Source organism: Streptomyces sp. NPDC045955 (genome assembly GCF_056430805.1).
The window spans coordinates 167,587-193,309 of record NZ_JBWKKY010000001.1 but is presented as its reverse complement, the minus strand read 5'-3'; the positions used below and the strand labels follow the sequence as shown (position 1 = coordinate 193,309).

Below are 25,723 nucleotides of genomic sequence, written 5' to 3'. Positions count from 1 at the left end.
GTCAGACGCTCGTGGTGCTCGTCGCGTCCGACGCGTCCGACGCGTCCGTCGCTCCCGGCGTGTCCATCGTGCCCGTCGTGTTCGAGGGGGAGGCGTCGTCGTCACGGCGGCGGCGGACGGCCCAGAAGACCGCGCTGCCCGCGACGACCGTGACGCCCACGCCGATGACGCCGGCCAGCCCCCCGGAGAGGCGGGCGTCGTCGACGTCCTTGACGCCGTAGTCGGCGAGCGGGGAGTCCGCGACGGCGTGCTCCTCGGTCTTCTTGTCGATGCCGTGGTCGGCGGCGACCTTCTCCAGGCCGTCCGGGTTCGCGGAGGCGTAGAAGCTGACGAACCCGGCCAGGACCAGGGAAGCGGCCAGGCCCGCGGCCCACACCTTGCGGTGCGAGGTCCGGGCGGCCACGGGCGCGGGCTCGGAGCCCGGCGCGTCGACCAGCTCGCCGTTCACCCGCAGCTTGAGCTTCTGCGTCAGGCCACGCGCCCCGTACACCAGGTCGGGGCGGACGGCGATGACCGCGCCGACGGTCAGCGCGGTGATCACGGCCTCGCCGATGCCGATCAGGACGTGCACGCCGATCATGGCGGTGGCGACCTTGCCGATCGACACGTCGGTGGTGCCGCCGACCGCGTACATCAGCGTGAACGCCAGGGCGGCGGCCGGGACGGAGACCAGGGCGGCGACGAACGAGGCCACGGTGACCGACCGGCGGCTGCGGGGCAGTACCTTCACCAGGCCGCGGAAGAGGGCGTAGGCGACGACCGTCGTGACGATCGCCATGTTGGTGATGTTCACGCCGAGCGCGGTCAGGCCGCCGTCCGCGAAGAGGATGCCCTGCATGAGCAGGACGACGGAGACGCACAGGACCCCGGTGTAGGGGCCGACGAGTATCGCGGCGAGCGCACCGCCGAGCAGATGGCCACTGGTCCCCGCCGCGACGGGGAAGTTCAGCATCTGCACGGCGAAGATGAACGCCGCGACGAGTCCGGCCAGCGGTGCCGTCCGCTCGTCGAGTTCGCGGCGGGCGCCGCGCAGGCTCACGGCCACGGCGCCCGCCGCGATCACACCGGTGGCGGCGGAGGTGGGCGCGTTGATGAATCCGTCGGGTACATGCACCGTTCGATGATGTGGCTTGATGCGAATGATGTGCAAGAGCGGGAACCTTGTTTTACCTCACGTGCGATATCTCCGGCCTCCGGGAGCGCTATGCGGAAAATATGCGACATTGGAGAGGGAATGGACGCACAGTCTCCGCACAGGTGGCGCACGGTGAAGGGTCTGTCCGATGTCCGTAGTCGAGCAGTACACGCGAGCCCACATCGTCACGGACGCGGCCGTCCCGCTGACCGACGAGCTGGAAGCGGTTCCGGTGACGCTGCGGTACGACCCCGAGCGCGATCCCCGCAGTGTCCGGATCCGTCTGCCCGGGGCCGGGGAACGGGAGTGGACCTTCGACCGCCGGCTGCTGGAGGAGGGGCTGCGGGCCCCCACGGGCAGCGGTGAGGTGCGGGTGTGGCCGTGCGGCCGGGTACAGGCCGTCGTGGAGTTCCACTCCGCGCAGGGCGTGTCGGTGGTGCAGTTCGAGCGGCAGCCGCTGCTGCGGTTCCTGCGGCGGACGTACACGGCCGCCGCGGAACCGGTCAGGCACTGAGCCCGGCCCGGGCGTCAGGCCCTGAGGCTCAGCCGCCCGCCTTCAGCAGCGCCGCCACGATCGGACCGGCCGTCGATCCGCCGTGCCCGCCCTGCTGGACCACACCCGCCGCCGCCAGGTCGCCCCGGTAGGCGGTGAACCAGCCGTTCGGCTTCTTCTGGCCGTCGACCTCGGCGGACCCCGTCTTCGCGCCGGCGTCGCCGCCCATCCCGGCCATCGCCTCCGCGGCCGTGCCGTAGTCGGCCGTGTACGCCATCAGTTCACGCAGCTGGGACAGCGTGCCCGCCGACAGCGTGCGCGAGGCCGTCGCGAGCTTGCGGCCGTCCACGTCCGGGGAGACCAGGTACGGCTGGCGGAAGGTGCCGGACTTGACCGTCGCCGACACCGACGCCATGTTCAGCGGGTTCATCCGGACGCCGCCCTGCCCGATCAGCGAGGCGGCCATCTGGGCCGCCGACTGCACCGGCACCGTGCCGTCGAAGGACGGCACTCCGATCGCCCAGTTGTTCATCCCCAGGCCGAAGACCTGCTGGGCCTGCTTGGTCAGGTCGTCGTCCTTGAGCTTGGGCGCCTGGCTGATGAAGGCCGTGTTGCAGGAGCGGGCGAAGCTCGCCTTGAACGTGCCGTTCTTGATCTCGAACTTCTTGTCGTTCTGGAACTTCCAGTGCCCGTACGTGAAGTACTTCGGGCACGGGTGCTTCTTGTCCGCCGCGGCCAGGCCCTTCTCGATCAGCAGCGACGAGGTGATGACCTTCATCGTGGAGCCGGGCGCGAGGGAGCCCTGGAAGGCGGTGTTGAAGCCGGGGGAGGCGTTGGCGGCGGCCAGGATCTCGCCGGTCGAGGGCCGCACCACGGCCACCGACGACCGGGCCTTCTTCGCGACCTGCTGCTCGGCCGCCGCCTGGAGGGCCGGGTCCAGCGTGGTCTTCACCGTGCCCGGCGTGCCCTTGCTCAGCTCCAGCAGGGTCTTGTCGGACAGGTCGTCCGACTTGGCGGACTTCCCGCGCACGACCCGCAGCTCGATGCCGGCCTTGCCGCCGGCCTCCTTGCCGTACTTCTCGCGCAGCCCGTCCAGGATGGGGCCGATCGAGGCGTACTTCTGCTTGGTCAGCTCGCCGCCGTCCCGGTCGAGGGCCTTGACCGGGGGCGTGCCCGCCTCGCCGGTGATCAGCTTGTCGCCGTCCTTCAGGTCGGGGTGGACGACCGCCGCGTGCCAGTCGACCAGCGGCTTCCCGTCGCTCGTACGGCGCACGACGGTCAGCGCGCTGTCGTACGCCAGCGGCTTCTCGGTGTCCTTGTACGCCACCGTGGCCTTGACGGAGAACGGCACCTTGTCACCCGTGGGCTTGCCCGGGGTGAGGGTGACGTCCTTGATGCGGGCTTCCTTCGTGTAGCCGGTGAGCTGGGACCTGGCCGCCGCCGAGTCGTCGGTGGCCGCGGCGGCCTCGGTGACCTTCCCCGACTGCCAGGCGGTGAGGAAGGTCCGGGCGGTGGTGGTGACCTCGGTCGCCGACAGGGGCCCGGTCTTCACCTTGGGCTTCTGGTCGGTGGAGGCCGCACGGGTGCCGTCGTCGGCCGCCGCGCCCGCGCCGTAGAGCGCGTAGGCGCCGAACCCGGCACCGCCGACGACCACGGCGATCATCCCGCCGATCACGGCGGGTCTCGTCTTCCCTCGCTCGGCGACGCGCCTTCTGTTGCCCACTGCTGTTCGTTCCTCCACGAATTCCCAGGGTCCCCGTTGCCCTCGGCTGTCCCAACGACGGCCACCACCCTAGAGTCCCGTCCCGTGGAGGTGAGATCAGCCACCCGTTCGTAGCACGGCTGCGACAATCGGCCCGGCCGCGTCGCCGCCGTGGCCGCCCTCCTCGGTCATGGCCGCCGCCGCGATGTCGTTCCGGAATCCGGTGAACCAGCTGTTGGACTTGGCGTTCCCGTCGACCTCGGCGGAACCCGTCTTGGCGCCGATGTCGCCGCCGAGTCCGGCCATGGCCTCCTGGGCGGTGCCCTGGGTGGCGGTGAGCCGCATCATCTGCTTCAGCTGGGCCGCGGTGCTCGCCTTCAGGCCCTGGGCCTGGGCCAGTTGCCGGTCGTCCAGCCTCGGCGAGACGAGATAGGGCTGGCGGAAGGTGCCGGTGATCGCGGTCGCGGTCACCGAGGCCATGTTCAGCGGGCTCATCTGCACCTGGCCCTGCCCGATGGCACCGGCCGCCCGGTCCGGTCCACCGACCGCGGGGACGCTGCCGTCGAAGGAGACGACGCCGGTCTTCCAGTTGTCCTGCCCGAGCCCGAAGCGCTGCTCGGCCTCCTGGTTCAGCGAGGCGTCCGTGAGCGGCTTCTCGTCGATGAGCTTGATGAAGGCGGTGTTGCAGGACCGCATGAAGCTGTCGGCGAGGGTGGCGTTCTCGTTGGGCTTCATGCCCTTGAGGTTGTTGAAGGTCTGACTCTGCCACGTCGCCGTGGGCGGGCAGGGTGCCGGGCCGTTCATCGAGGTCACGCCGTTGTCGATGAGCATCGCGGCGGTGATGATCTTCATCGTGGAGCCGGGTGCGCTCTGGCCCTCGAAGGCCGCGTTGAAGCCGTCCGTGCGGTTGTTCGCCACGGCCAGCACCTCACCGGTGCTCGGCTTGACGGCCACCACCGACGACTGGGCGAACCGCTTGACCGCCATCTCGGCCGCCGCCTGCGCGCTCGGGCTGATCGTGGTGGTGAGCTTGCCGGGCTTGCCCTCGGCGAGGGTCAGCAGCGAGGTGTCGGGAGCGCTCCCGCTGTGCCGGACGACCAGCTCGATACCGGAGGAGCCGCCGGCCTTCCGTCCGTACTTCTCGCGCAGGGCGTCCAGGAGGGGGCCGAGGGAGGGGTACTTCTCCTTCGTCAGCTCGGAGCCGTCACGGCCGACCGCCTCGATGGGCGGGCTGTCCGACCGCTCCGTGACGAGGGTGTCGTCCTTCTTCAACTCCGGGTGCACGACGGACGGCTGCCAGTCGACCAGCGCCCGCCCGCTGGTGAGACCGCGCACGACCGTCAGCTTGCTGCTGTAGCTCAGCGGCTTCGACGTCCCGCCGTAGGCCACCTTCGCCTTCACCGTGTAGGGCACGGTGGTGCCGGACGCCGTGCCGGGCGTGATCTTCACGTCGGTGATGTGCGCGTCGTCCCCGAAGGCGGTCAGCAGCTGCTCGGCGGCCGCGTCGTTGTTCGTGTACGACGCCGCCGTCGCGGCCTCGCCCTTCTCCCAGGCCGCGAAGAACTCGGCCGTGGTCTTTCTGACCTCGTCCTTGTCGGGCGGCCCCGACTTCTTCTGCGCGGCCACCCCGCTCGTACCGCCCCCGTCACCGCTCAGCGCGCTCAGGATGTTGTAGGCCCCGTACCCGGCCCCGCCCACCATCACCGCGAACACACCGCCTATGACGGCGGCCTTGACCCCCCTGCCCATGAGGCGGTCCCCTCCCCGTTTGAGCTTCACACGCCCCTTTGAACGCGTTCAGAAAGCTCGATCCTGGAGCACTCTAAGCACAAGCGGTTGCTGTCGGCACGGGCGTTTTCGATTTTTGACCGAAGGCAGGTCGCTAAGGGCTGTCCCGTAACTGATCTTTGGCACGAGAGTGGTCGGCTGAGAACGGATCCTGGGGCCCACCCTTTGGAAGGGGCGCCGACCTCGGTTCACCCCTGTGACCGCACGACACAGCAGCGGATGGCAGGGGCCGTCCTCCCGGCAATGTGTGGATCCACCCGTCCGGGGAGATGAGCAGGGCCCTGTTATCGTGCGCCGATGTCAACGATCAAGCAGTTCCAAGTGACCTTCGACTGCGCGGAACCTGCGCGCCTCGCCGCCTTCTGGTGCGAGGTGCTGGGGTACGTCGTACCGACAGTCCCGGAGGGCTTTGCCACGTGGGAGGAGTACCACCACTCGCTGCCGCCTGAGGACGAGGTCTACTTCGCGTGCGCTGATCCCTCGGGTGTGGGCCCGCGCGTGCTCTTCCAGCGAGTTCCCGAAGGCAAGGTCGTCAAGAACCGGGTGCATCTTGATGTGCGGGTCGGCACAGGGCTCGTGGGTGACGAGCGCCTGGCCACACTCGAGGCCGAATGCGCACGGCTGATGGCGCTCGGCGCGAAACACGTGCTGACGCAGCGCGCCGATGGCGTCAACGAGTCGTGCATCACGATGCAGGACATCGAGGGCAACGAGTTCTGCCTCGCCTGATTCTCCTCCGAGACTGCGAGGGGGGAGCCGTCTCCCGGGGACCTCTCAGGTCTCGTATGCGGCAGAAGCTATCCCGTGAGAGCGAGGTTGTGCAGTCGGGCGATGCCGAGCATGGCGTGTCGGACCCCGTCGCCCTTGAGACGGCAGTCGCGGAGGATCTTCCAGGTCTTCATGCGGGCGAAGACGTGCTCGACGCGGGCCCGGACCTGTTTGTGCGAGCGATTGTGCTCGCGCTTCCAGCCCGACAACTCTTCGCCCGGGGTGCGGCGGTGGGGCATGAGGAGGCCGGTGCCCGGATAGCCGCCGTCGGCCATCGTGAGGGTCCTGCCCACGGCGGCCTTCGCGCCAGACTCCTCCCATGCCCGGCAGTCGTTGCGATTGCCGGGCAAAGGCTCACCGACCACAACGACCAGGCGGGTATCCGCGTCAATGACGACCTGGTGGTTGGTGTTAGGAGGTCACGTATCTGCTTGTCGTGGAGCCTGAGCGCCTGCTCCTCCAGAGCTTGGTTCAGCCGCTGAAGCTCTGCGTGCCACTCCCGGCCGTCTGGGCTTCGCTCATCTCCGACGCCCTTCTTGCAGTGGGCGTGGATTTCGTAGCTCAGCCTGATGCACTCGTGGCTGCCGACTCGGCCAGACCCAGCAGGTATATCCGCTCGGAGTCGTGTGCAGTCCGGCGCTGCTGCCACACGACTGCACCTGTGGAGACGGCCGCACCGATCAGGGTCCTACGAGAACGAACAGCCCCGCCCATATCTCCGATCCCATGGCGATCATGCTGCCGGGACGCGAAGCCGGACGGGGCTATTGATCCGAAACTCAAAGGGTTCCATTCGAGGGTGTAGCGGACGTGGGGGCCGCCGAAGTAGCCGCGGACGATGTGTGGCTGACGTTGGCGCCGGAGCGCGGACATCGCGTTCACCGAGAACCGGTTGCCTGTGCGGCGCACGACCGGAGTGTGTCCCTTGGCGCCCCCAGGTGCTGCCGGTCACTTGGTCGGAACGGATGCCGACCGAGTCGGCGAAGAGCAACTCCCCACCCTCGGCCTTCGCCTTCGCCTGGATCCCGGCCAGGTTTCCTCCGGTCAACGCGGACTGCTCCCGCGTCCTGCTCCCGCCCCGCTTGTCCGGCCGCTGGAACGACAGCCCCCGGCAGCGCAGGTACTTGCCCACGCCCTGCTCCGTCAGGCGCACCCGGAACAACTTCGCGATCAGGTCCCCCACGCCGGCGCGTGCCCACATCTGCCCCGCCAGCCCCAGGTCAGGAGTGGTGATCCAGTACGGCCTGCCGGATCGCCTGCTGCTCGACCGTATCGAGAACCTGGTGCTCGTGGGGGCGCCGTCCCCTCGGCTGGGCCAAGAGCGCCCCACGCCCGCCGGCCAGCCACTTCGCCCACAAGTTGTCCACAGCCTTGAGCGAGACCTGAAACACCGCCGAGACATCCTCGCGAGTCCGGCCTCCGACCAGCGCGGCCACCGCCCGTAACCGAAGGGCCTCCTGCGCTGACGGCGGCAACCGTCGCGCACATACGAGTTCGCTCACGCAGGGATCAACGACCCAGAACAGTTACCGTTTCGGATCAATAGTGTCCCGCCCTGATCGCACGAGCACACTTCACGGCTGTTCTTGTTCGATCGCGTAAGCCGCTTCCCGGCTGTCGACAGCGCTGTTACGTTGAAGTCGCCTAAGCCCGACGAGTTCGGCTGCCCGGGAACTGTTTGAGCCTGAGCGCGCATGTGCGGAATAGCGAAGAGCGCCCGGCGGGCGGTCATGAAGTGTGTTGACGCCGGCGACATTAGGGGGGCCTTCATGTCATCCACTCCAACTCCCTCGGTGCCACCCCCGGGCAGTGAGCCGCCGAGAAGCGGTTCATCTTCGACCGAGCCATCCTCGCCTGAGGCTAGGCCTTCTACCCAGCCGGCTTCGGGCGGTGCCGGTACGGTCGGGCCGCCAACATGTGGTCCGGGAGCAACTCGCCCAGGTACTCGGTCCGCTGCGTCCGGTGAGGGGGATGGCGATGACGCCCCGCCGAGCACGGCCTGGCAGTGGACTCTCAGGGTGTTTGCGGTGATCGGCGCTATTGGTGTCCTCGTCTCATCGGCTGTTGCGATTTGGGGGCTTCCGGCGGCCTTACAGAGTTCCGAGGTCGCGAAGCAGGCCGAAACCCGTGAACAGAACCAGGATAAGCAGGACGACGCGAAGGAGGATCGCCTCACGATCGGTCCTGCGATCGACATCGCGGCTGGAGAGCCGAACCTCTATTTCAGCCGCCGGTATGCGCTCGCTCAGCGCACCACGAATGCGGAGAGTCTTCCGGACGGCGGATTTCTGTCGCACGAATACTGGGCCTGGTTCGCGAAGAACAAGGGCCTGCGAGTTAATGAAGCCACGGTCCGCGTCACCATCTTTCCCATCCACCGGGGCACGGTGGTGATCCAAAACATGCGGATCACCAACCTCTCCTGCAAACCCACGCGCTACACCGGCACTGCTGTAGTTCCGCCCAACTTTGGAGACAGCGGCGGTGAGGCGCTTCCCACGGCAGTCGCCTTCGACCTTACAGAGCCCAGTCCCAGGCCGTGGAAGAACCAAGGCTGGGTAGCTAACGAGGACGCGTACGTGCTCTCTGGAAACGCCTTTGCCAAGGCCATCTACCTTGATGGGGGCGAAGATTTTGACGCCAGAGCATTCGACCTCTCCTTCTTCACCATGAATAAGGACTGTGAGTTCGGTGTCGAGGTGAACGTTACGACCGCCGGGAGGGGAGACGAGTGGTACCCCGTGGTGTTTCCCGGCTCACGATTGACCTACAAGGTGGCTGGCCGCCCGGAACGGTACGAGACTTCCGTGGTCAGCGAAAGTGTGGAGGCGCCACCTGTTCTAAAGGGCCCGCGCACCCCAATTGGGCCGCCAGTCTTGCGAAAAGGCACGTTCTTGCCAGCTCATGGTCGGACCTAAATAGTCGTCCGCGGTAGGGCGGTGGCGGCGGAAGCGATCGTCTACCCTCTGATCGTCGCTGGCGCACTGACGATTGCCTTCGGCCGCAACATCCGACGAGTGATCGAGGTTCTTGGCGCTATCACCGGCGCACCCTAAACGCATGGATGGCGGCAACGCTGCAACCCTCAGCGGTGGAAGTGGTTGCGCTTGATTACCGCTTTGCGGATGTTGACCGTGGCCCCGCCCTGATGGCTGCTCTCGCTGAACACCGCACAGCGATCCATCCGCCGAAGATGACGGCGGCGAGGGTGATGAGCTGCAGGGGACGCAGGACCTCCGCATAGCGGTCCGAGATGGTGCGTTCCCCACCCCGATCGACCCCGCGCACCTCCGGAGTCGCGGAGTGAGAAGGCCACCGGATGACCTCAGCCCCTTCGCGGACTGCGGGGTGGCCGGAAGGGGTCGTCAGGGTTGTGCGGGCCGCTAGGTTCGTCTGGAGGCCTTGGCAGGAACGGCAGCGGTTCCATGCCCTCGGAGTGCGACCAGGTGCGGTATCGCGCTGCAACCTCCATGAGGGTGCCTGCCCTCCAGCTTCGTTCTGCAGGCCGGAAATGCTCGGGCTCCACCCCAGCGAGCTCGAGCAGATCGAGCAACATACGAGCGATCAATGGCTGATCAAGGTGTTCTTCAACATCCTCTGCGCCCCAGCGAATCAGCGTTTCCGCAGCTCGTGTAAGGCCTTCGGTGCTTGCTGTTGGGAAAGCTAGTGCCAGCGATGCTCGCACAATCTCTACGGCATCATCTGATCGCACGACTCACCGCCTCCTTTCACAGACGATGCAGACCCCGTAGCTGCGAGCCAAGACGCGCAATGTCATTTTTGTGGTGTTCTGCACCTGGCGTAGACACTCGTGGCGGTCGAGATGGGCGTACTGCTGGGTCGACATGGCATCCCGGACAAAGACTTCCCAGTGATCCTGTGCTCTAGACCAGTCGTTGCGATGAGCTACTCGCACCCAGGCATCGACGAAGTCCTGCTGCGCGATGGTTCCGTGAAAGTAGGCGGTCAAGTCATCGATGAGCCCGGGGAGACGAAGGCGCTGCCGCAACTTACGCTGCTTGAAGAGGGTGTGCGTCGAGATCGACTTCGCTCGACTGATGCGTTCGGCGATCACGTGCCCTGCGAATCCACCGATGATGGCAGGCACAAGGAGCCAGCCGATGAGCGACGCGAACCAGAGCAGGACATGCTGCGGGGCATCGATCAGGGCGAAGACTCGATACACACCGCTGGGGCTCTCAGCTCGGGCAGCGAAGACGTACAGCACGGTTAGGCCGGCGGCCATCGGGAGCCCCCAGTCCAGAATCCACTGGGTGACACCCTTCAAGGCCTTCCGTGACCGCCAGGCTCGGCGAAGTCGCCTGAGGAGACGCTGGCGCCCTGGTGGCAACTTCAGGTGGCTCGGAATCGGGATGGGCCCGCCCAGCGGCAACTGTTCCCCCCGGTTGTCGTCATCGCAGCGTGTCGGCCCCCCGGCCGCTTGCATTAAGCGTGAGTGATTCTGCCGCAGAGTGGGCCCGCCTACACGGTGGTTCTGGGGTATCCATGGGGCAGTGAGCCGTCGAGCAACGTAAGCCGCAGGTCCCCCCCATCACTCATCGCGCGGTCTGTTCATCTGCCGGGGCCCGGAACGCGGCCGTCTTCGGGCCGTCCGAGGGGGCCCACGACAGCCATTAACGACCAACAACGACCGTGAGGGCGCGGCAGACGGCCGCGCCCTCATGGTGTGTCTGTCCAGCTAGACCCAGGTGTCCAGCCACATCCGCGCCCGCCAGTCGTCGATCGGGATGGCGGTGCCGGTGTAGAGGGGCCAGAAATAGATGAAGTTCCACGCGATCAGCAGGACGAGGACGCCCGCGGCCGTGGCGCCGACGACGCGGCGGGTGTCGGTGGAGCGGGGCGGGCCGATGATCGCGCCGAGGAGCATGGCCACCGCCAGGCACAGGAACGGCAGGAAGACGATGGCGTAGAAGAAGAAGATCGTGCGCTCCTGGTACATGAACCAGGGCAGGTAGCCGGCCGCGATGCCGCAGGCGATGGCGCCCGCGCGCCAGTCGCGGCGCAGCAGCCAGCGCCACAGCACGTAGAGGACCGCGAAGCAGGCGACCCACCACAGCAGCGGCGTGCCGAGGGCCAGGACCTCGCGGGCGCACTTCTCACCGGCGTCGGCCGGGCAGCCGTCCTTGCCGGGCGCAGGCGACTCGTAGAAGTACGACACCGGGCGGCCCAGGACCAGCCAGCTCCACGGGTTGGACTGGTAGGTGTGCGGCGAGGACAGGCCGACGTGGAACTCGTACACCTGGTGCTCGTAGTGCCACAGGCTGCGTAGCCAGTCGGGCAGGAAGGTCCAGTCGCCGCCCTTGCCGTCGGTCGCGGCCCAGTTGCGGAAGTAGCCGCCCTTGCCGTCGGTGGCGGAGAGGATCCAGCCGGTCCAGGACAGCACGTAGGTGACGACCGCGACCGGGACCGTGGCGACGAACGCCAGGCCCGTGTCGCGCCTGAGCACCGCCGAGTACGGGTGCCGGGCGCCGGCCACCCGGCGCGAGCCGACGTCCCACAGGACCGCCATCAGGCAGAACGCGGCCAGGATGTAGAGGCCGTTCCACTTCGTGGCGAAGGCCAGGCCCAGCATCAGGCCCGCCGCCCAGCGCCAGGGGCGCCATCCCAGACGGGCCGTCTCGGCGACGTGCCGGTCGGGACGGACCCGGCCGTCGGCGTCCACCGGGAGCGCCGCGGCGAGTTTCCCGCGCGCGTGGTCCCGGTCGATGAGCAGACAGCCGAACGCGGCCAGCACGAAGAACATCAGCACCCCGTCGAGCAGCGCCGTGCGGCTCATCACGAAGTGCAGGCCGTCCACCGCCATCAGGGCGCCCGCCAGGCACCCCAGGAAGGTGGAGCGGAACAGCCGGCGCCCGATCCGGCACAGCAGCAGCACCGACAGCGTGCCGAGCAGCGCCGTCATGAACCGCCAGCCGAACGGGTCGAAACCGAACAGCAGCTCGCCGAGCCCGATGACGTACTTGCCGACCGGCGGATGCACGACGTACGCCGCGTCCGTCGGGATCGTCACGTGCCCGCCCGAGGAGAGGACCAGGTCGTTGGCGTTCTTGTCCCAGTTGACCTCGAAGCCGCGGTGGACGAGCGCCCACGCGTCCTTGGCGTAGTACGTCTCGTCGAATATCACCGCCTTGGGGTTGCCGAGGTTCCAGAACCGCAGCACCCCCGCCAGCAGCGTGACGAGCAGCGGGCCGATCCAGCCCGACCAGCGCACCAGCCGCCCCGCGAGTGTGTGCGGGATGCCGAGCGCGGCCCACAGGCGCGGACCGGGTTCGGTGTACGGCGGCACCAGCCGGTCACGGACGTCACCGGCGTCGCTTCGTGGCTGCTGGTAGCCGAAGCGGCGCAGCCGCTGCTGCCAGGACGGCCGCTGCTCGTGCGGCGCCTGGCCCTGCCGGGTGTCCGTGGAGGACGCGGTACTGGTCACCGCGCCATCGTAGGGAACCGTGCTGTGTGAGTCCCGTGCATGGCCGGTATGCGTCCCCATCCTCCGCCCCTGGGCGGAGTGTGCGTCCCCGGCCCCTGGGAGGATGGAGGGCGTGACCGGAACCCTCGTACTCGCAGGCACCCCCATCGGCGACATCGCGGACGCCCCGCCCCGGCTCGCCGACGAACTGGCCGGAGCCGATGTCGTCGCCGCCGAGGACACGCGGCGGCTGCGGCGGCTGACCCAGGCGCTCGGCGTCACGCCCAAGGGGCGGGTGGTGTCGTACTTCGAGGGCAACGAGTCCGCGCGGACCCCGGAGCTGGTCGAGGAACTGGTGGGCGGGGCACGTGTGCTGCTCGTCACGGACGCCGGGATGCCGTCGGTCTCGGACCCCGGGTACCGGCTGGTCGCCGCCGCCGTGGAGCGGGACGTCCGGGTCACCGCCGTGCCCGGGCCGTCGGCCGTGCTCACCGCGCTCGCGCTGTCGGGGCTGCCCGTCGACCGGTTCTGCTTCGAGGGGTTCCTGCCGCGCAAGGCGGGGGAGCGGCTGGGGCGGCTGCGGGAGGTGGCCGGGGAGCGGCGCACGCTCGTCTACTTCGAGGCTCCGCACCGGCTCGACGACACGCTCGCGGCGATGGCCGAGGTCTTCGGGGCGCAGCGGCGGGCCGCGGTGTGCCGGGAGCTGACCAAGACGTACGAGGAGGTCCGGCGGGGCGGGCTTGAGGAGCTCGCCGCGTGGGCCGCGGAGGGTGTGCGCGGGGAGATCACCGTGGTGGTGGAGGGGGCGCCCGAGAAGGGGCCCGAGGAGACCGGGCCCGAGGAGCTCGTGCGGAGGGTCCGGGTGCGCGAGGAGGCGGGGGAGCGGCGTAAGGAGGCCATTGCCGCCGTCGCGCAGGAGGCCGGGGTGCCGAAGAGGGTGGTGTTCGACGCGGTGGTTGCTGCGAAGAACGCCGCCGGGTAGCCGGGTTCGGGGTGGGGGCCGGAGTGGTTTGCGGGGTGCGGGTGGTGTGGGGTCGAGCGCGCCCACGCGGCGGAGCCGCACACGGATACGGTCCCGCCCCCCTGAAGGGCGGTTGACCACCCTCTGAGCAGGGCGCATGTCGTTTGAGCGTGCGCCCCATGGGTGAGCAAAGGCGACGGGGGTCCGGGGCAAGGGACGCCCAAATCGGGGCCAATTAGTCGACAGGTCTGCTGCCATCGGTCCGGCTGAGGAGTCCACTGGGCTGCGGGGGCGGAATCGTCCTCACGCCACAGCGGAACAGGAGCTGGCATGAGTGAGATCACAGGGCAGACCGGGCTCCGCGCCGGTGCCAGTGCCGTCGTCAACGAGTCGTACTCCTTCGCGTGCATGCGCTGCGGCTACGGCTGGGAGCAGTCGTACGAGATAGAGCACCACACGGACGCCGCGGGGCACGAGTTCGTCCTCTACGTGGCGGACGGGCAGGTCGTGCCCTCCCCGCTGAGCAAGCCCACGTGCCAGAACTGTGACGGACACATCGTGCGGATCATGCGGCCCGGGCGGGTCGAGTCGGCGCGCAACGCGGCGCACCGGCCGCACCGCGTGCCCCCGCAGGCCGGCCCCGTTCAGGCCCCGACGGCGGACGCCGAAGCCGAGGGCACCGATGAGCGGGAACAGCGCGAGGACCACCACTGGCACCTGTCCGACCTGCTGCACCCCTTCCAGCGCAAGGCGAGCTGACCCGTCCGGCTCCCCTTGTCGACGCCCTCCCCGGTCCTCCCCCATCGGGGAGGGCGTACCCCTTTCGTAGGATCGGGGCATGCCTTCGAATGACTCCGGCAAGCAGGCCGCGCCCCCGCTCCCGGAACCCCTCCGGGTGCCGGTCGCCGACTCCCACACCCACCTGGACATGCAGTCCGGCACGGTCGAGGAGGCGCTGGCGAAGGCGGCGTCCGTCGGAGTGACGACCGTCGTGCAGGTCGGCTGCGACCTCAAGGGCTCCCGCTGGGCGGCCGAGACGGCGGCGGAGTACGACGCCGTCCACGCGACGGTCGCCCTGCACCCGAACGAGGCGCCCCGGATCGTCCACGGCGACCCCGACGGCTGGTCGAGGCAGGGCGCGCGCGGACCCGGCGGCCAGGCGGCCCTCGACGAGGCGCTCGCCGAGATCGACCGGCTGGCCGCGCTGGAGCAGGTCAAGGGCGTCGGCGAGACGGGCCTCGACTACTTCCGCACCGGCCCCGAGGGCAAGGAGGCGCAGGAGAGGTCCTTCCGCGCCCACATCGAGATCGCCAAGCGGTACGGCAAGGCCCTGGTCATCCACGACCGCGAGGCCCACGACGACGTCCTGCGCGTCCTGAAGGAGGAGGGCGCCCCCGAGCGGACCGTCTTCCACTGCTACTCCGGCGACGCCGAGATGGCGCGGATCTGCGCGCGCGCCGGCTACTTCATGTCCTTCGCCGGCAACGTCACCTTCAAGAACGCCCAGAACCTGCGGGACGCGGTGGCGGTGGCCCCGCTCGAGCTGCTGCTGGTGGAGACGGACGCGCCTTTCCTCACGCCGGTGCCGTACCGCGGCCGGCCCAACGCCCCGTACCTCGTGCCGATCACGGTGCGGGCCATGGCCGAGGTGCGCGGCATCGACGAGGACACGCTGGCGACGGCTCTCGCGGCGAACACGGCACGGGCGTTCGGTTACTGACCCTCCCGCCCGCCTCACCGCACTACTGTGCGTAGTCGCGTCGCTTTGGAGAGTGACGAACGCTCCGCTAGGTTCTGGGGGCCCGATCCGGACCCCTCTGGACCCCATCCGGCCCCTGGAGCGTGTCGGCGTGAGCAACTCGCGGTACGAGACATACGAGACGTACAAGACGTACGAGACTTACGAGGCGCACACGGCCTGCGAGCCGTCCGGCCCGGCCCACGCGGACCCGCTGTACGGCGGCTTCGACGCGCCGCCCGCCGATCCGCACGGTGCCGGGACGTTCGGGTACGGGACGGCGCCTCGGGCGCCCGCCGCCTATGAGGACACCTACCGGCCCGCCTACGAGGTGCCTCCCCCGCGCACCTCGCGCGCGCAGGCGCGCGCCCAAACCCGCGCCGCGTCGCGCACCGGCTCGCACCGGCGGTCACCGCGCCGCCGCAAGGCGCGGTACGTCGAACGGCCGGGCGACGGCTCCATGCGGCGGCTGCTCCCGCAGGCCCTGGTCGTCGCCTTCCTGGCGGGCGGCACCACGGCGTTCGTCGCCAAGGACAAGGCGATCGAGCTGAACGTCGACGGCAAGGCGCGCACGCTGCACACCTTCGCCGACGACGTCACCGAGCTGCTGGCCGAGGAGGGCGTCGATGTCGGCGCCCACGACGTGGTGGCGCCCCGCTCCGGCACGGAGATCGCCAGCGGCGACGAGGTCGCCGTGCGCTACGGCCGGCCGGTGCGGCTCACCCTCGACGGACAGCGCAGCGAGGTGTGGACGACGGCTCACACGGTGGAAGGGGCGCTCCGGCAGCTGGGGGTGCGACAGGAGGGCGCGTACGTGTCCACCTCGCGCTCCCGGCGTATCGGGCGGGAAGGGCTCGCGCTGGACGTGCGGACCGAGCGCACGGTCACGATCATGGCGGACGGCCGGGCCCGCACCGTCCGCACCAACGCGGCGACCGTGCGGGAGGCCGTCGAGGAGGCCGGGATCACCCTGCGCGGCCAGGACACCACGTCGGTCCCGCAGGGGAGCTTCCCGCGCGACGGGCAGACCGTCACGGTGCTGCGGATCACCGATGGCAGGGAGGTCCGCGAGGAGCCGATCCCGTTCCAGGTGCGGCGGACCGACGACCCCACCCTGTTCCGCGGCACGGAGGTCGTCGAAGAGGCGGGCCGGCCCGGCCTGCGCCGGGTCACCTACGCCCTGCGCAGTGTCAACGGCGTCAAGCAGAAGCCGCGCCGGATCAGGTCCGAGGTGGTGCGCGAACCGCGCCCGCAGCTGGTGAGGGTCGGCACCAAGCCGCGACCGGCGTCCGTCGAGGGCGCCGACCACCTCGACTGGCAGGCCCTCGCGGCCTGCGAGTCCGGCGGCCGCCCCGACGCGGTCGACTCGTCGGGCACCTACGGCGGCCTGTACCAGTTCGACACCCACACCTGGCAGGCCCTCGGCGGCAAGGGCCGCCCCCAGGACGCCCCGGCGGCGGAACAGACGTACCGCGCGAAGAAGCTGTATGTGCGGCGGGGCGCAAGCCCGTGGCCCCACTGCGGAGGCCGCCTGCACGGGTGACCTGGCTGCGGGCACTCGTGCCCCCCAGTGCCCTGAGGGCCTGGGAGGTACCCCCAGGCGGCACCGGTGGGCGCAGCGGCACCCCGCACCGCCGGGCCGCGCACGCACCCGCCCCCGGCGCCAACGCCGAGCACCAGGAAACCCGCCCCCAGACCCCCCGTACCCTTGTCCCGTGACCAGCCCCACCCCCGACGCCCTCCTCGGCCCCGCCGACGTCCGCGAACTCGCGGCAGCCCTCGGCGTACGCCCCACCAAACAACGCGGCCAGAACTTCGTGATCGACGCGAACACAGTCCGCCGCATCGTCCGCACCGCACAGGTCCACCCCGACGACGTGGTCGTCGAGGTCGGCCCGGGCCTCGGGTCACTGACGCTCGCCCTGCTGGAGGTCGCCGACCGCGTCACGGCCGTCGAGATCGACGACGTGCTCGCCACCGCCCTGCCCGCGACCATCACGGCCCGCATGCCCGACCGCGCCGACCGCTTCGCCCTCGTCCAATCCGACGCGATGCACGTCACGGAGCTGCCCGGCCCCGCCCCGACCGCGCTGGTCGCCAACCTCCCCTACAACGTGGCCGTCCCGGTCCTGCTGCACATGCTCGACACCTTCCCGAGCATCGAGCGCACCCTCGTCATGGTCCAGTCGGAGGTCGCCGACCGCCTCGCGGCCCCGCCCGGCTCGAAGGTGTACGGCGTCCCGTCGGTCAAGGCCAACTGGTACGCCGAGGTCAAGCGGGCCGGCGCCATCGGACGGAACGTCTTCTGGCCGGCGCCCAACGTCGACAGCGGCCTGGTCTCCCTCGTCCGCCGGGCCGAGCCGCTGAAGACGACGGCTTCGCGGCGCGAGGTGTTCGCCGTCGTCGACGCCGCCTTCGCCCAGCGCCGCAAGACGCTGCGGGCCGCGCTCGCCGGCTGGGCCGGGTCCGCCGCCGCCGCGGAGGCCGCCCTCGTCGCCGCCGGGGTCTCCCCGCAGGCGCGGGGCGAGTCGCTGACCGTGGAGGAGTTCGCGCGGATCGCCGAGCACAAGCAGAACCAGCACCAGCAGGAGGAGTCCGCGTGAGCGTGACGGTCCGGGTCCCCGCCAAGGTCAACGTCCAGTTGGCGGTCGGCCCCGCCCGCCCCGACGGCTACCACCCCCTGGCCAACGTCTTCCTCGCCGTCGGCCTCTACGACGAGGTCACCGTCACCCCGGCCGACGAGTTCCGCCTCACCTGCGAGGGCCCGGACGCCGACCAGGTCCCCCTGGACCGTACGAACCTGGCCGCCCGGGCGGCCGAGGCGCTCGCCGGGCGGTACGACCGCACGCCCGACGTCCACATCCACATCGCCAAGGACATCCCCGTCGCCGGCGGCATGGCGGGCGGCAGCGCGGACGGCGCCGGCGCGCTGGTCGCCTGCGACGCGCTGTGGGGGACCGGCGCATCCCGGGAGGAACTGCTCGACATCTGCGCCGAGCTGGGCAGTGACGTGCCGTTCAGCCTGGTCGGCGGGGCGGCCCTCGGCATCGGGCGGGGCGAGCAGCTGACGCCCCTGGAGGTCGGCGGCACCTTCCACTGGGTGTTCGCGATGGCCGGCCGCGGCCTGTCCACCCCTGCCGTGTTCCGGGAGTTCGACCGGCTCGGCGAGGGCACGGACATCCCCGAGCCCGTCGCCTCCCAGGAACTCCTCGCCGCCCTGGCGAAGGGCGACCCGGACGCGCTCGCCGCCGCCGTCTCCAACGACCTCCAGCCCGCCGCCCTCTCCCTCTTCCCGGAACTCGCCGGCACCCTGGCGGCCGGCCGGGCCGCCGGCGCCCTCGCGGCTCTCGTCTCGGGCTCCGGCCCGACCACCGCGTTCCTGGTCCGCGACCCGGAGTCGGCCGCCGCGGTGGCGCAGGCCCTGCTGGCGTCCGGGACGTGCCGGACGGTGCGCACGGCGTCCAGCCCGGCACCCGGGGCGACGCTCGCCGGGCACAGTCGAAGGACCCCTTAATCACGTGCCCCGGCCGCGGCCGGGAGCCTAGGCTCTCCCAGTCGTTTCAAGAGGGGGGCACAAGCGTGCGGGAACTGGTCGCGGCCGTACGGCGCGGTGACGTGGACGAGGTCACGGCGCTGCTGGAGTCCGGCGCTGACCCCGACACCCTCGAGGACGGCCTCCCGGTCCTCTGCCTGGCCGTGGCGGCGTACGACCTGACCGTCGCCGAAGCGCTGCTGGAGGCCGGCGCCGACCCCCTGCGCCGGCTGCCCGACGGGAGCACCCCGCTGCTGCGGGCGGTGGACGGCGGGTCACACCTCCTGGTCTACGCGCTCGCCTCCCACCGGGTGCCGCTCCCCGCGCCGGAGCGCGAGGAGCTGCTGGCCCGGGCCCGGCGCTGGACCGAGGCGGGCGTGGAGGCGGAGCTGCGCCGGCTCACCGGGCTCACGGGGCCCGCCGAGCGGATCCGGGTCGAGGACGACGAGATCGGCTGGTGGTGTGAGCAGCTCACGCTCGGCGGGCTGACCGTGCGCGACGAGCACCGGGCGGTCCTCACCAGCATGGAGGCCCGCTACGGCGTCCGTACCCCGTTCGACGAACTCGTCGCGCGTGCCCTCGCCCATCCCGACCGGGACCACGTCGTCTGGTCGGACGTGGTGTTCACACTCGGCCGCCGGCTGGACGAGGAGACCTGGCAGTGGACCAGGGACCTGCTCAACCACCCCGACCGGCTGCACCGCCTGCTCGCCGCCGACGTCATGCTGCTCCTGATCCTCGGGGACCCCGTCAAGGGAGGCGACCCCTTCTGGGACCGGGGCAGGGAGCTCGTGCCCTGGGCCGAACAGGAGAAGGACCCGGAGGTGCTGGCGGTCATCCTCCAGGCGATGACCCACGACAGCGCCCCGGAGATCGAGGCCGTCGGCCTGTCGCACCTCGCGCACCCGGACCCCCGGGTGCGCGCCCTGGTGACGGACGCCCTGGGACGGTCCGAGGACGGCCGGTCCGAGGTCCGTCCCGAGAGCCTCACCGCCGTACTCACCCTGGCCCGCGACGAGGACCCCGGCGTACGCGAGGCGGCGTGCCGCTGGCTCGCCCACTACCGAGGGCGCGAGCCCGAGGTGGGCGACGCGCTGGTCGCGCTCACCCATGACGAGCGGCAGCCGATCCGCATCTGCGCCGTGTCCGGCCTGGCCTACCGCGACGATCCGCGCTGTGTGGAGGCCGAGCACCGGATCGGGTCCGTCGACGCGGAGCAGCCGTTCGACGAGAGGCTGCTGGACGTGTGGCGCTACCAGCGCCGCCAGGAGACCGCCGGGGGCTCCTGACGACCCCGGACGGAGCACCGCCCCGCCCGACTACCCTGGAGGGTCGATCGTCCCCCCTGTCAGGAGAGAAATGGCCGTCAACCTGGTCAATGTCGAGAACGTCAGCAAGGTGTACGGCACCCGCGCCCTGCTCGACGGCGTCTCCCTCGGCGTCTCCGAAGGGGACCGCATCGGCGTCGTGGGCCGCAACGGCGACGGCAAGACCACGCTGATCCGCATGCTCGCCAGGCTGGAGGAGGCCGACACCGGGCGCGTCACGCACTCCGGCGGTCTGCGCATCGGCGTGCTCACGCAGCACGACTCCCTCGACCCCGAGGCCACCGTCCGCCACGAGGTCATCGGCGACATGGCCGACCACGAGTGGGCGGGCGTCGCCAAGGTCAGGGACGTGCTGACCGGCCTGTTCGGCGGGCTCGACCTGCCGGGGTTCCCCAAGGGGCTCGACACCGTCATCGGTCCGCTGTCCGGCGGTGAGCGGCGCCGCATCGCGCTCGCCAAGCTGCTCATCGAGGAGCAGGACCTGCTGGTCCTCGACGAGCCCACCAACCACCTCGACGTCGAGGGCATCGCCTGGCTCGCCCGGCACCTCCAGAACCGCCGGTCGGCGCTCGTCTGCGTCACCCACGACCGCTGGTTCCTGGACCAGGTGTGCACGCGCATGTGGGACGTCCAGCGCGGAGACGTCTACGAGTACGAGGGCGGCTACTCCGACTACGTCTTCGCCCGGGCCGAGCGCGAGCGCATCGCCGCCACCGAGGAGGTCAAGCGGCAGAACCTCGTCCGCAAGGAGCTGGCCTGGCTGCGCCGCGGGGCACCCGCCCGTACGTCCAAGCCGCGCTTCCGCGTCGAGGCCGCCAACGAGCTCATCAAGGACGTACCGCCGCCCAGGGACAGCAGCGAACTGATGCGGTTCGCGTCCACGCGGCTCGGCAAGACCGTCTTCGACCTTGAGGACATCACCGTCCAGGCCGGTCCCAAGGTCCTCCTCAAGCACGTCACCTGGCAGCTCGGGCCCGGCGACCGGATCGGTCTCGTCGGTGTCAACGGCGCCGGGAAGACGTCCCTGCTGCGGGCCATGGCCGAGGCGGCCCGGACCGACGGCGAGGCCCAGCCCGCGGGCGGGCGCATCCGCGTCGGCAGGACCGTGAAGCTGGCCTACCTGTCCCAGGAGGTCGCCGAACTCGACCCGGCCACGCGCGTGCTGGAGGCCGTGCAGCAGGTGCGCGAGCGCGTCGACCTCGGCAAAGGGCGCGAGATGACGGCCGGTCAGCTGTGCGAGACGTTCGGCTTCACCAAGGAGAAGCAGTGGACGCCGGTCGGGGACCTGTCCGGCGGTGAGCGGCGGCGGCTCCAGCTGCTGCGGCTGCTCATGGACGAGCCCAACGTCCTCTTCCTCGACGAGCCCACCAACGACCTCGACATCGAGACGCTGACGCAGCTGGAGGACGTGCTCGACGGCTGGCCCGGTTCGATGATCGTCATCTCCCACGACCGGTTCTTCATCGAGCGCACCACCGACCGGGTGTTCGCGCTGCTCGGCGACGGCACCCTGCGGATGCTGCCGCGCGGTATCGACGAGTACCTGGAGCGGCGGCAGCGCATGGAGGAGGCCGCGGCCGCATCGACGCCCGCCGCGGCGCCGCGGACCGCCGCCCCGGAGAAGAGCGCCGCCGACCAGCGCGCCGCCAAGAAGGAACTCCAGAAGATCGAGCGGCAGCTCGACAAGGTCTCCGAGCGGGAGACCAAGCTCCACGCCCAGATCGCCGAGAACGCCACGGACTTCTCGAAGGTGGCCGAACTGGACGCCGAGCTGCGCGAGTTGGCCGGTCAGCGCGAGGAGCTGGAGATGCGCTGGCTGGAACTCGCCGAGGACGCGTGAAGGGTGCGTGAAGGCGCATAACGACGGCATCACGGGCCGGTCCTCCCTTGGGAACAGGGGGTGATACGGCCCGGTGCGCTGTCGGAACGGGGTGATAGAAAGAGCCGTCTTAGAACTTTATGAAGCGACTCTGAGCACATCGCGTACCTCAGGGCGTGGCTAAAAATCAGTGATCGAACGGGGGAGCCGCTGATGACCCAGCCGCCCAATCAGCCACCGCACGGTGGCTTCGGAGCACCGCAGAACCAGCCGCCGCAGGGCGGTGGCTTCGGGGCACCGCAGACCCCGCCACCGCCCCAGGGACCGCCCCACACGCCGCCGCCTCCGCAGGGGCCGCCGCAGCCGGGATACGGCTATCCCCAGCAGCCCCCGCAGCAGCCCGGGCCGTACGGGCAGCCGGGACAGTACGGGCAGCCGGGACCCTACAACTCCGGCCCCTACGGCCAGCCGCAGCAGCCGGGCCCGTACGCCCAGCCCGGCTACGGCTACCCGCAGCAGCCGCAGTACCCCGGCGCGCCCGGCACTCCGCCCGGCGGCGGCTCCGGCAACCCCTTCAAGGGCAAGCCCGCCCTGATCATCGGCGCCGCCGTGGCCGCGCTGCTCCTGGTCGGCGGCACCGTGTGGGCGGTCAGCGGCGACGACGGCAAGGACGAGAAGAAGCCCGTCGCCCAGCCGACCGACGACGGCAAGCCCGCCTCCTCCGCCCCGGTCAACCCCGGTGACGGCAGCGGCGACGGCGGCGAGGACCCGGAGAACCTCAACGAGGGCCGCCAGGCGGGCGAGGCGAAGGTCCTCTGGTACAAGGAGGCGCCCGACGCGCCCGGGTCCGGCGCCGACGCCCCCGGCATGTGGATCACCGACAAGACCGCGGTGAAGGCGGCGTACAAGCAGCTCTTCGCCTACAACGTCGGTGACGGCAAGCCCACCTGGGACGCCATCACCTTCCCGCAGAAGATCTGCGCGACCACCCCGCAGAAGACGTCCGACGACAAGATCGTCGTCGCGTACATGAGCGGCGGCAGCGACCGCGCCAAGTGCAACCAGCTCCAGGAGATCGACCTCAACACCGGCGAGAAGGGCTGGAAGGAGGAGGTCGCCGACGGCGCCCTGTTCGACTCCACGCTCTCCGTCGAACTGTCCATCACCGGCAAGACGCTGATGGTCGGCCGCTCCCAGTCCGGCACGGCCTACGACGTCACCAGCGGTGACAAGCTCTTCGACAAGAAGAAGTACGGCGCCTCCTGCTTCCCCTCCGCGTTCGCCGGCGGCGAGAAGCTGATCGCCGTCTCCTCCTGCGGCGCCGGCACCTCGAAGGAGCACGACGAGGTGCAGGAACTCGACCCGCGCACCGGCGACGCCAAGTGGACGCAGCCGTTCGACAAGGGCTGGCGGGTCGCGCGCACCTACTCGGTGAGCCCGCTGGTCGTCTACAGCACCAACGAGGACAAGAAGGCCTGGAACATCTCGACCTTCACCTCCGGCGGCAAGTTCCGCTCCCAGGTCGGCTTCGACGAGGACTTCGCCCCCGAGTGCGGCTGGGCCATCCTCGAACGCGACCTCCAGGGCTGCCAGGGCGTCGCCGTCGACGACACCACGCTCTACCTCCCGACGGAGGCGACCACCGGCGCCAACGAGATCGTCGCGGTCAACCTCGCCGACGGCAAGGAGAAGTGGCGGGTGAAGTCCCCGGCCGACGAATCGATGCTGCCGATGAAGGTCGAGGGCGGCAAGCTCATCGCCTATGTGCAGCCGTCGTACGACGCGGGCGGCCAGGTCGTGTCCATCCCGACCGGCGGCAGCGGACACAAGCCGGTCAAGCTCCTCCAGAACCCGCAGGGCGCGGCGGACATCGAGAACGGCTTCTTCTCCAAGGACACCGACTGGGTCGACGGGCGCTTCTACATCTCGACCACCCGGCTGAGCGGAAACGACGACACGAAGGAGAAGTTGATGCTCGCCTACGGCAAGTGACGCTTCCCCTCCCGCTTCTGCCTTCGCGTTCGTCGTCCGTCCCCTTCCCCGAGGTACTCACGCCATGACCCAGCCACCGCCTCCGCCGCCTCAACAGCCCCCGCCCGGGGGTGGCTTCGGGCCGCCCCAGGACCAGCCCCCGCAGGGCCCGCCGGCGGGTGGGCCGAACCTCGGGAAGACCCCGCAGCCGGGGTACGGCTACCCGCAGGCTCCGCAGACGCCGCCCCCGCCCCCCGCTCAGCAGCCGCAGCCCGGGTACGGCTATCCACAGGGAGCTCCACAGGCGCCCCAGCCGCCGCAGGCGCCGCCCGGCTACGGCTATCCCGGCCAGCAGCAGCCGCAGGCGCCTTACGGCCAGCCGGGCTACGGGCAGCCGGGATACGGCCAGCCCGGTTACGGCTATCAGCAGCCGACCATGCCGCTCCAGCCGCAGCCCGGACAGCCGGGCGGGGGAGGGAAGTTCAACGCGCAGCTGGCCATCATCGTCGCCGCTGTCGTGGCGATCGCCCTGATCGTCGGCGGCGGCGTCTGGTACTCCACGTCCATGGACGGCGGCAAGAAGGACGACACGGCCAGCTCCGGCGGCACCACCGGCGGCACGGACGACAACAACGGCGGCACCACCTCCGGCGGCAAGGAGAAGGCCCCGGCCGACACCGGCGCCAAGGTCCTCTTCCAGGTCCCGATGCCCGAGGTGAAGAACGACAGCACGGTCGTCGTCTCCGGCTCGTGGCTCACCGACAAGACGTACGCCAAGAGCGGCGTCGCCGAGATCGTCGGCTACGACCGCGACAAGGGCGCCGAGCAGTGGACGATCCCGCTGGACGGCCCGGTCTGCCAGGCCAGCCGCCACGTCACGGACGACAACAAGACGGCGATCCTCTACCAGCCCGCGATGCCGACCAAGGCCGACCCGTCGCACGGGTGCAGCCAGCTCGCCGTGATCGATCTCGACGCGGGCAAGAGGCTGTGGACCAAGACCGTCAAGACCGGTGACCAGCTGATCAGCTTCGACAACGTCACGATCAGCGGAAACACCGTCGCCGTCGGCAGCACCAGCGGCGGCGCCGCCTTCGACCTGTCCGGCAAGCTCCTGTGGAGCCCCAAGCCGATCGACTCCTGCTACGACGCCGGGTACGGCGGCGGCGAGAAACTGGTCGCCGTGCGCAAGTGCGGCACGTACGAGCAGCGGCAGTTGCACATCCAGACCATCGACCCGAAGACGGGGAAGGTGATCTCGGAGTACAAGATGGCCCAGGGCATCGAGTACGCGAGCATCGTGTCGACCGACCCGCTCGTGGTGGCCGCCGACGTCGGCGACTCCGCGGGCGACGGCAGCGGCATCTCCGACTTCTTCTCCATCGACAACAAGACCGGCAAGCTGCGCACGCGCATCTCCGCGCCGGGCGAGCAGTTCGCGGCGCGCTGCGAGGGCGTCACCCGCATCGAGTACTGCACCCAGCTGGCGGTCGGCAACGACCGGCTGTACCTGCCGACCGAGGAGCACGACGGCACCGGCGAGTACAGCCAGACCAACGAGATCGTCGCCTTCGACCTCACCACCGGCAAGCAGACCGGGCAGCGGGCCGACGCGGGCGACGGCTACAGGATCTCGCCGCTGCGCATGGACGGCGGCAACCTGATCGCGTACAAGCGGCCGCCGTACGACAAGGGCGGGCAGATCGTCAGCATCGACGGGGGCAGCTTCAAGCAGACGAAGCTGCTGGAGAACCCGGCGAACGACTCGGTGCGGGACGTGGAGGCGAGCATGTCGCCGGAGTACTCCGAGCTGCTGTACGGCGACGGGCACCTGTTCATGTCCAAGGTGTACGCCAGCAAGCGGACCAGCAGTACGAGGGAGAAGGAGTATCTGGCGGTCGGCTTCGGTACGAACTGATCGCTCGGTGTCCGCTCGGTGATCGACTGAGTGCGGGTACGGTCCCGTCCCTGTTCAGGGGCGGGACCGTTCGCGTTTGGTTGGGTCAACCTCGTATGAGAGGAATTTCGACGATCGGGGCGATTCTCGCCGGTAGGGGGAGCGCA

The 25,723-nt window shown here is 70.1% G+C and carries 20 protein-coding genes and 1 pseudogene; 13 read left to right on the top strand and 8 right to left on the bottom strand.

From position 1 onward, the window contains the following. Position 1 precedes the first annotated feature (1 nt). The gene (locus tag AC07F0_RS00870; protein ID WP_478972495.1) at positions 2-1,114 is read right to left on the bottom strand and encodes an energy-coupling factor ABC transporter permease; all 1,113 of its coding nucleotides are present in this window, start codon (positions 1,112-1,114) and stop codon (positions 2-4) included. Between the two features lie 169 nt (positions 1,115-1,283). Between AC07F0_RS00870 and AC07F0_RS00865 the strand changes: the two genes are divergently transcribed. Next, positions 1,284-1,649 (top strand): SsgA family sporulation/cell division regulator, encoded by a 366-nt coding sequence (locus AC07F0_RS00865; protein WP_478972492.1) that lies wholly within the window; start codon positions 1,284-1,286, stop codon positions 1,647-1,649. Positions 1,650-1,677: 28 nt separating this feature from the next. On the opposite strand, the gene AC07F0_RS00860 is transcribed toward AC07F0_RS00865, so the two are convergent. Then, positions 1,678-3,351: a penicillin-binding transpeptidase domain-containing protein gene (locus AC07F0_RS00860; protein ID WP_478972489.1), complete on the bottom strand. Its 1,674-nt coding sequence runs from the start codon at positions 3,349-3,351 to the stop codon at positions 1,678-1,680. Positions 3,352-3,447: 96 nt separating this feature from the next. Then, a complete protein-coding gene (locus AC07F0_RS00855; RefSeq protein ID WP_478972486.1) occupies positions 3,448-5,079 on the bottom strand; it encodes a penicillin-binding transpeptidase domain-containing protein in 1,632 nt (543 codons plus the stop codon). Positions 5,080-5,415: 336 nt separating this feature from the next. Here AC07F0_RS00855 and AC07F0_RS00850 point away from each other — a divergent pair, with 336 nt between their 5' ends. Next, complete coding sequence (locus AC07F0_RS00850) at positions 5,416-5,847, top strand: VOC family protein (protein WP_171166537.1); 432 nt, start codon at positions 5,416-5,418, stop codon at positions 5,845-5,847. Between the two features lie 68 nt (positions 5,848-5,915). Here the strand turns inward: AC07F0_RS00850 and AC07F0_RS00845 are convergent. The 3 genes and pseudogenes from AC07F0_RS00845 to AC07F0_RS00835 all read right to left on the bottom strand — a co-directional run. Beyond that, positions 5,916-6,299: pseudogene (locus tag AC07F0_RS00845) on the bottom strand (transposase family protein); the annotation flags it as partial. Positions 6,300-6,619: 320 nt separating this feature from the next. Further along, a complete protein-coding gene (locus AC07F0_RS00840; RefSeq protein WP_478972484.1) occupies positions 6,620-7,087 on the bottom strand; it encodes a winged helix-turn-helix domain-containing protein in 468 nt (155 codons plus the stop codon). A 19-nt stretch (positions 7,088-7,106) separates the two neighbouring features. Next, positions 7,107-7,322 carry a helix-turn-helix domain-containing protein gene (locus AC07F0_RS00835; RefSeq protein ID WP_478972481.1) on the bottom strand — a complete coding sequence of 72 codons (216 nt, stop codon included), beginning with the start codon at positions 7,320-7,322 and terminating at the stop codon, positions 7,107-7,109. A 582-nt stretch (positions 7,323-7,904) separates the two neighbouring features. Here AC07F0_RS00835 and AC07F0_RS00830 point away from each other — a divergent pair. Beyond that, positions 7,905-8,804, top strand: coding sequence for a hypothetical protein (locus tag AC07F0_RS00830; RefSeq protein ID WP_478972478.1), 900 nt, complete (start codon positions 7,905-7,907; stop codon positions 8,802-8,804). A gap of 797 nt (positions 8,805-9,601) precedes the next feature. Here AC07F0_RS00830 and AC07F0_RS00825 read toward each other — a convergent pair. Both AC07F0_RS00825 and AC07F0_RS00820 read right to left on the bottom strand, forming a co-directional pair. Next, entirely contained in the window at positions 9,602-10,174 is a 573-nt protein-coding gene (locus AC07F0_RS00825) for a DUF6313 family protein (protein WP_478972475.1), read from the bottom strand. A gap of 411 nt (positions 10,175-10,585) precedes the next feature. Beyond that, positions 10,586-12,331 (bottom strand): dolichyl-phosphate-mannose--protein mannosyltransferase, encoded by a 1,746-nt coding sequence (locus AC07F0_RS00820; RefSeq protein WP_478972472.1) that lies wholly within the window; start codon positions 12,329-12,331, stop codon positions 10,586-10,588. Positions 12,332-12,443: 112 nt separating this feature from the next. Here AC07F0_RS00820 and rsmI point away from each other — a divergent pair, with 112 nt between their 5' ends. From rsmI to AC07F0_RS00770, 10 genes are all read left to right on the top strand, one after another. Further along, positions 12,444-13,292, top strand: a complete 849-nt coding sequence (rsmI, locus tag AC07F0_RS00815; RefSeq protein ID WP_478972469.1) for a 16S rRNA (cytidine(1402)-2'-O)-methyltransferase — start codon at positions 12,444-12,446, stop codon at positions 13,290-13,292. A 309-nt stretch (positions 13,293-13,601) separates the two neighbouring features. Beyond that, the gene (locus tag AC07F0_RS00810; protein ID WP_436728066.1) at positions 13,602-14,030 is read left to right on the top strand and encodes a hypothetical protein; all 429 of its coding nucleotides are present in this window, start codon (positions 13,602-13,604) and stop codon (positions 14,028-14,030) included. A gap of 79 nt (positions 14,031-14,109) precedes the next feature. Continuing rightward, positions 14,110-14,991: a TatD family hydrolase gene (locus AC07F0_RS00805; protein WP_478972466.1), complete on the top strand. Its 882-nt coding sequence runs from the start codon at positions 14,110-14,112 to the stop codon at positions 14,989-14,991. A 130-nt stretch (positions 14,992-15,121) separates the two neighbouring features. Beyond that, entirely contained in the window at positions 15,122-16,552 is a 1,431-nt protein-coding gene (locus AC07F0_RS00800; protein WP_478972464.1) for a ubiquitin-like domain-containing protein, read from the top strand. A 172-nt stretch (positions 16,553-16,724) separates the two neighbouring features. Continuing rightward, complete coding sequence (gene rsmA / locus AC07F0_RS00795) at positions 16,725-17,612, top strand: 16S rRNA (adenine(1518)-N(6)/adenine(1519)-N(6))-dimethyltransferase RsmA (RefSeq protein WP_478972461.1); 888 nt, start codon at positions 16,725-16,727, stop codon at positions 17,610-17,612. After that, complete coding sequence (locus tag AC07F0_RS00790) at positions 17,609-18,523, top strand: 4-(cytidine 5'-diphospho)-2-C-methyl-D-erythritol kinase (protein ID WP_478972458.1); 915 nt, start codon at positions 17,609-17,611, stop codon at positions 18,521-18,523. Before rsmA ends, AC07F0_RS00790 begins: the two co-directional genes overlap by 4 nt. Before the next feature lie 65 nt (positions 18,524-18,588). Then, positions 18,589-19,830 carry a HEAT repeat domain-containing protein gene (locus AC07F0_RS00785; protein ID WP_478972455.1) on the top strand — a complete coding sequence of 414 codons (1,242 nt, stop codon included), beginning with the start codon at positions 18,589-18,591 and terminating at the stop codon, positions 19,828-19,830. A gap of 70 nt (positions 19,831-19,900) precedes the next feature. Beyond that, positions 19,901-21,709 (top strand): ABC-F family ATP-binding cassette domain-containing protein, encoded by a 1,809-nt coding sequence (locus AC07F0_RS00780; protein WP_436731323.1) that lies wholly within the window; start codon positions 19,901-19,903, stop codon positions 21,707-21,709. Between the two features lie 192 nt (positions 21,710-21,901). Continuing rightward, a complete protein-coding gene (locus tag AC07F0_RS00775; protein WP_478972452.1) occupies positions 21,902-23,680 on the top strand; it encodes an outer membrane protein assembly factor BamB family protein in 1,779 nt (592 codons plus the stop codon). 64 nt (positions 23,681-23,744) lie between these two features. Next, positions 23,745-25,577 carry an outer membrane protein assembly factor BamB family protein gene (locus AC07F0_RS00770; RefSeq protein ID WP_478972449.1) on the top strand — a complete coding sequence of 611 codons (1,833 nt, stop codon included), beginning with the start codon at positions 23,745-23,747 and terminating at the stop codon, positions 25,575-25,577. The last annotated feature ends 146 nt before the right edge of the window (positions 25,578-25,723 follow it).

What these genes read in the sequence shown, in the direction of transcription:
- AC07F0_RS00850 (WP_171166537.1), top strand. Translation starts at nt 5,416, where the DNA reads ATGTCAACGATCAAGCAGTTCCAAGTGACCTTCGACTGCGCGGAACCT.
- AC07F0_RS00775 (WP_478972452.1), top strand. Translation starts at nt 21,902, where the DNA reads ATGACCCAGCCGCCCAATCAGCCACCGCACGGTGGCTTCGGAGCACCG.
- AC07F0_RS00805 (WP_478972466.1), top strand. Translation starts at nt 14,110, where the DNA reads ATGCCTTCGAATGACTCCGGCAAGCAGGCCGCGCCCCCGCTCCCGGAA.
- AC07F0_RS00840 (WP_478972484.1), bottom strand. Translation starts at nt 7,087, where the DNA reads ATGTGGGCACGCGCCGGCGTGGGGGACCTGATCGCGAAGTTGTTCCGG.
- AC07F0_RS00780 (WP_436731323.1), top strand. Translation starts at nt 19,901, where the DNA reads ATGGCCGTCAACCTGGTCAATGTCGAGAACGTCAGCAAGGTGTACGGC.
- AC07F0_RS00810 (WP_436728066.1), top strand. Translation starts at nt 13,602, where the DNA reads ATGAGTGAGATCACAGGGCAGACCGGGCTCCGCGCCGGTGCCAGTGCC.
- AC07F0_RS00770 (WP_478972449.1), top strand. Translation starts at nt 23,745, where the DNA reads ATGACCCAGCCACCGCCTCCGCCGCCTCAACAGCCCCCGCCCGGGGGT.
- AC07F0_RS00855 (WP_478972486.1), bottom strand. Translation starts at nt 5,079, where the DNA reads ATGGGCAGGGGGGTCAAGGCCGCCGTCATAGGCGGTGTGTTCGCGGTG.
- AC07F0_RS00865 (WP_478972492.1), top strand. Translation starts at nt 1,284, where the DNA reads ATGTCCGTAGTCGAGCAGTACACGCGAGCCCACATCGTCACGGACGCG.